At 43.4% G+C, this 948-nt stretch carries 1 protein-coding gene; it reads right to left on the reverse strand.

Going from position 1 to position 948, the window contains the following annotated elements; all coding sequences use genetic code 11:
* Positions 1-948: hypothetical protein (locus AC1MDJ_RS08110; protein WP_479690408.1), on the reverse strand; the 948-nt coding region annotated here is incomplete at both ends.

The raw sequence follows: 948 nt of genomic DNA on the forward strand, positions 1-948 counted from the left end.
CCCCGTTCTCTATAGTCATAGCTGTGAACTCAACGTGAGGCTGATTAACATCCCAGAATACCTGCGGGATAACATTGCTACCAACAGTATTCGTTCCATTAGGCACGTCAATCTCTATGCGAACATTTTTGATACCATCCATATTCGCAGGATTGATATTCCAGCTGGTAGCGGGATCAACCCAATTGTGACTTACTACCTCAACGTCAGGGCTATTCGATTGATAGTAGGATAAGGCTTTATCACCGACGGTCATGGCATCCGCGCTAATTTTTGTAATATGCAACTCAATGTTATTATAAACTCCCGGTGACGTTTGTTCTTGAATGTATGCCTTGTAGTTTCCCGAGTTTTGCCCTATAAATGCGGGAAAATGCCTTGTTCCATCAACAGGATCCATATAGTATGCTCTCATCCAACCAGTTGCTGTTTGATAAGCCCTTGTGCCGTCTGAAAGGTTAATAAAGTTTAGCAATGCTCCAGTAGAGAAAGGTCCGCTTTGGGTTTGTGTATGCACCCCATCAGTAGCATCTGCTAAAGATACACATTCGAAAGCGACATAATAACCTGAAAAATTTTGGGTTGGATACTCATATGGCTGAATATCGCGTCCAGCTACCACCTGAAGTCCATCCTCAAATATATTTTGTATTCCGCCGCTATGAAGCTCAAGAATAGCGTAAGAATGACTTAATGCGTTCGTTTGGAGTCCACCGGGTGTATTTATTTGCCAAACTGTTCCAAACCGACTCGACTCTATATGTACTGTATCATCGCTTACGGTGAACTTCACTGCTTCGTTATCCAGCCCCTCTACTACGACATTCGTTATCCCACTAGGGTAGCTGAGACGTTTAGTATAGTCCATGAGTTGTGCTGTCTGATAGACTGCATTTTCCCCTGCCTTAGTGCTAAATGTTAGCTTGTAATCTCCTGATACAGGGGTAG

The organism is Candidatus Termitispirillum reticulitermitis (assembly GCF_054655775.1).